Below are 4,088 nucleotides of genomic sequence, written 5' to 3'. Positions count from 1 at the left end.
GCGAGCTTGGCTTTGAGCTTTAGAAAAGCCTCATAAAGACCACCCATGCCGGCACGGCGCATGCTTTGCACCGTAAGCTGAATATCGCCTCTTGGAACATAAAACCCGAGATTGGCAGCCACTTCTACCAAATCCCCGGATTGAGGCATAAATCCGACTTGCCCATTACGACCGCGGAACATCACGCAACGGATCTGTCCTTCTTCATCTTTAAGCGAGAAATACCAGTGGCCACTGTCATAAGCCTTGAAATTAGAAATCTCCCCGCTAACCCAAACAGTATCGAAGCGCTCCTCTAAAGAGCTTGCAATGGCGCGGTTTAGATCGCCAACACTCAGAATTTCCCTTGATATTTCCGACATTTTTTCTCTTTTTCTAGACAGCTACTGGGCTTAGCAGTCAATAAATATCCACAGAAACGCATACACCCTAGGTTTAACTCTCATAAGTAAGTAATTACTGACCCAAAACGTCTCATAAAACCAACAGGTCATTTCTATCCCATTGATTTATATAATAAATTATTAAGCTCAATCTTAGACTGAATCCTTGATATCAGGGCGGCTTCACCATCAATCAAGGACTTACAACACGCTTACTGAAAAGTTTTGCACAGAGTTATCCACAGGATAGCTTTATGAAAACGGGTTTTTAATTCAGCTAAAGTACTGAGCTTATGTATTCAATCTTACTGTCTGCTGGCTGGCCTATCTGGCCCCTTCTCATCATCTCCATTATTGGACTAGCTATCGTCATTGAGCGCGCCTGGTATTTGCGGCAAATTCATATATTCCCGAAAGACAGCTTAGAAACTGTATTTGGCCTCGCAAATGCCATTTCCCAGCAAAAAACAGTCTCAGAAGCCGAAATTGCTGCCATTGGCCAACTTTCCCCTGTAGGCAGTCTTTTTGCCTGCATCCTTCGGGAAAAAGCCTCCGGCTGCTCTGCTGACTCCGCCTTAGAAGAACTACAAGCTAGCGCTCAATCCACTTGGTTAAAGCTAGAGCGCTATCTTGGCGTCTTGGCCACCATTGCGACCGTTGCCCCCCTATTGGGACTCTTTGGAACCGTAGTCGGCATGATTGAAATCTTCGGCAGTCAAGGGGTCGGTAGCCCTCAACAGCTAGCTCATGGCATTTCCATTGCTCTGTACAACACCGCTTTTGGTTTGCTCATTGCTATTCCCGCATTAGCAGCATGGCGTGGTCTCCGCGCCATGGCAAATCAACGCCAACATGAGTGCGAAGAATTTACTCGTCAATTATTTAAAAAACTCTATCCACATTCTGCGGATACAAAATGAGTTGGCTAGAAAATAAGCTTCAGTATCGAGGCCAATTTTCACTGGGGGCAAGGACTACTCCGGTAGAGCCCGAGATTAATCTCATTCCTTTTATTGATGTGTTGTTGGTAGTGCTGATCTTTTTAATGATCTCCACCACTTTCACCCGCTATCAGGAACTAGCGATTACTCTGCCGACTGCTAATGGATCAGCAAGTCAATCTGAGATTAAGCAAATTCATATTGCAGTGAGCCGTGATGGGCGCTTTGCTATTAATGGCAAGGTAACTGACCGCAGCCAATTGAGCAATAGCCTGAGTGCATTCAATAAAGACAATGCCATCCAAGTCAATATTGATGCAGATGCTAAAGCGCCCCACCAGTCAGTGATGAGTGCCTTAGAGGCAGCGCGTGATGCCAACCTTTCTAATATTGTGTTTAGCAGTCAAACTACCAAGAAATAACTTAATACATCAAAACATTGAGCTCAACTCATCGCCTTTAATGTCATCACCAAAAAAATCTTCTTTTCTGAACAAAGCTCCCCAGTTTTGGGAAAGACGCGGGCCGACAAGTCTGGTGCTTTGGCCTCTATCTAAGATTTACGAATGGATAAATCAAGCTTTAGATTTAATCAATGAGCTCAATTTGGGAAGACGTAAACCGGAGGCGGTGCCGATCATTATTGTTGGCAATATCCGTTTAGGCGGCACCGGTAAAACACCCATCGTCATTGCATTAGCAGAGCGACTCGCACGCATGGGCTTGAAGCCTGGAATTATTAGCAGAGGTTATGGCGCAACTGCATCAAGCCGACCCCGCCAAGTAACAAATACTTCCAATCCTGCGGAAGTTGGCGATGAACCTGTCTTAATTGCTCAGCGTACCAATAATCAGTTTCCGATTTGGGTTCACCCAAAAAGAACTCTCAGTATTCGTTCACTCCTAAAACACGATCCTGCAGTAAACGTCATCATCAGTGATGATGGTTTGCAACATCGCAGCTTGGTACGTTGGCCTGCTCGCGAAGGGGGTCGTGATATTGAATTTGTAGTGCGTGATCAACGAGGTGAAGGTAATGGCTTCTTGCTACCTGCCGGCCCACTACGTGAGCCCGCATCACGTGAGCGAGATGCCACTCTAATGACGGGTGTTTCATCACCCTCCAATCACATCGATGAATATTATTTGGGGCGACGTGCTTTCACACTAAGCAGTCAACTAGGCACACCCTATCAACTAAATCATCCAAGTAATACACAATCCCTATCTTCCATTGCAGACGCCTATCTTCCAAACAAGATTACCGCTATCGCTGCAATTGGTAATCCACAACGCTTTTTTGATGATTTGCTAAAGCAGGGTATTGCAGGTAAATGTATTGGCTTGGCAGATCACGCCACCTACACTCCAGCGTTTTTCTCTGCTATCAATGCTGAGTGCATCCTGATTACAGAGAAGGATGCCGTAAAATGTACCTCAATACAGGATGAACGTATTTGGGTAGTTCCAATGAGTTTAGAGATTCCCAATACATTGGCAGAATGGTTGCAATCAATTTTGCAAAGACCCGATCCCAATCGTTACACTTTATAAAAGATAGCAAAGAGCAAATATGGATAAGCGCTTATTAGAAATTTTGGTTTGCCCTTTATGCAAAAGCACTTTGCATTTAGATGCCGAAAAGCATGAACTCATCTGCAAAGCAGATCGCTTGGCCTACCCCATTCGAAATGACATCCCTGTCATGCTCGTTGACGAAGCCCGCAGTCTTACCGCTGATGAAATCAATTAAGCACTGATTTAGCGTAAGTAATCTAATGAGCAATACAACATCCAAACCTCCAGAATTCTTAGTAGTTATTCCTGCGAGACTTGGTTCTACTCGCCTGCCGCGTAAGCCGCTAGCTGATATTGGTGGCAAGCCCATGGTGATTCGCGTGGCTGAGCGCGCGCAGCAATCCAATGCGCAAAGCGTAGTGGTTGCGACTGACTCACCAGAAATCCAGGCAGCGTGTGATGAACACCGCATTGAGTGCTTGTTAACTAGCCCAGATCACCCCACTGGCACAGACCGCATTGCAGAGGTTGCGCAATTACTAAAACTTCCAGCAGATACTTTGATTGTGAATGTACAAGGCGATGAGCCGCTCATTCCGCCAGAACTCATTAACCAGGTTGCCCAAACTCTGGCTGACAACGCTGCTTGCGCGATCTCGACTGTTGCAGTGCCCATTGCAGATGTCACTGAGATTAATAATCCCAACGTGGTCAAAGTAGTCCTTAATCGTTCCAATGAGGCCCTCTACTTCTCTAGATCCGCCATACCGTTTGTGCGCGACCCAGAAATAACTTCCAATGTGGTCCATTTACGCCATTTGGGCATCTATGCCTATCGGGCGGATTTTCTGCAGGCCTACACCCGTCTTGAACCCGCTCCACCCGAGCAAGCAGAGGCCCTAGAGCAGCTTCGCGCCCTCTGGAACGGCTATCGTATTGCCGTCTACACTGCTAGTGAAGCCCCGCCAGCCGGCGTTGATACCGCCGAAGACCTCGAGCGGGTACGCCGCATCTTGATCAACTAGCCCAGAATCTAGTTATCAGCGGTTTCTCGGGGATAATCCTAGGAATTAGTTACAAAGGATCCCGAAAAAATACGGGACAATGAGGGTCTTCTAAGGGGAAAACAATGCGGTTAATTCTGCTAGGTGCACCAGGTGCTGGCAAAGGAACACAAGCTCAGTTCATTTGCGAAAAATTTGCTATTCCACAAATCTCGACAGGCGATATGTTGCGCGCTGCTGTT

At 46.5% G+C, this 4,088-nt stretch carries 7 protein-coding genes; 6 read left to right on the top strand and 1 reads right to left on the bottom strand.

Annotated elements, in window-relative coordinates; genetic code table 11:
• On the bottom strand, positions 1 to 362 hold a 362-nt coding region (locus tag B7X71_RS13060; RefSeq protein WP_293600969.1), incomplete at its 3' end, for an exodeoxyribonuclease VII large subunit.
• Positions 363 to 676: 314 nt separating this feature from the next.
• Between B7X71_RS13060 and B7X71_RS13055 the strand changes: the two genes are divergently transcribed.
• The 6 genes from B7X71_RS13055 to B7X71_RS13030 all read left to right on the top strand — a co-directional run.
• Positions 677 to 1,303, top strand: coding sequence for a MotA/TolQ/ExbB proton channel family protein (locus B7X71_RS13055; protein WP_293600968.1), 627 nt, complete (start codon positions 677 to 679; stop codon positions 1,301 to 1,303).
• A complete protein-coding gene (locus tag B7X71_RS13050; RefSeq protein WP_293600967.1) occupies positions 1,300 to 1,746 on the top strand; it encodes a biopolymer transporter ExbD in 447 nt (148 codons plus the stop codon). Before B7X71_RS13055 ends, B7X71_RS13050 begins: the two co-directional genes overlap by 4 nt.
• 40 nt (positions 1,747 to 1,786) lie before the next feature.
• Positions 1,787 to 2,878: a tetraacyldisaccharide 4'-kinase gene (lpxK, locus tag B7X71_RS13045; protein ID WP_293600966.1), complete on the top strand. Its 1,092-nt coding sequence runs from the start codon at positions 1,787 to 1,789 to the stop codon at positions 2,876 to 2,878.
• Positions 2,879 to 2,897: 19 nt separating this feature from the next.
• The gene (locus B7X71_RS13040; RefSeq protein WP_293600965.1) at positions 2,898 to 3,077 is read left to right on the top strand and encodes a Trm112 family protein; all 180 of its coding nucleotides are present in this window, start codon (positions 2,898 to 2,900) and stop codon (positions 3,075 to 3,077) included.
• 25 nt (positions 3,078 to 3,102) lie between these two features.
• Positions 3,103 to 3,867, top strand: a complete 765-nt coding sequence (gene kdsB, locus B7X71_RS13035) for a 3-deoxy-manno-octulosonate cytidylyltransferase (RefSeq protein ID WP_293600964.1) — start codon at positions 3,103 to 3,105, stop codon at positions 3,865 to 3,867.
• Between the two features lie 104 nt (positions 3,868 to 3,971).
• A partial coding sequence (locus B7X71_RS13030) for a nucleoside monophosphate kinase (RefSeq protein WP_293600970.1) occupies positions 3,972 to 4,088 on the top strand: 117 nt, incomplete at its 3' end.

The organism is Polynucleobacter sp. 39-46-10, from assembly GCF_002282275.1.
The sequence above is the reverse complement of the archived record's forward strand: the minus strand, read 5'-3'. Positions and strand labels throughout refer to the sequence as shown.

Excerpts from the sequence above, each read along its gene's own strand:
- B7X71_RS13050 (WP_293600967.1), top strand. The coding sequence starts at position 1,300 with ATGAGTTGGCTAGAAAATAAGCTTCAGTATCGAGGCCAATTTTCACTG.
- lpxK (WP_293600966.1), top strand. The coding sequence starts at position 1,787 with ATGTCATCACCAAAAAAATCTTCTTTTCTGAACAAAGCTCCCCAGTTT.
- B7X71_RS13040 (WP_293600965.1), top strand. The coding sequence starts at position 2,898 with ATGGATAAGCGCTTATTAGAAATTTTGGTTTGCCCTTTATGCAAAAGC.
- B7X71_RS13055 (WP_293600968.1), top strand. The coding sequence starts at position 677 with ATGTATTCAATCTTACTGTCTGCTGGCTGGCCTATCTGGCCCCTTCTC.
- kdsB (WP_293600964.1), top strand. The coding sequence starts at position 3,103 with ATGAGCAATACAACATCCAAACCTCCAGAATTCTTAGTAGTTATTCCT.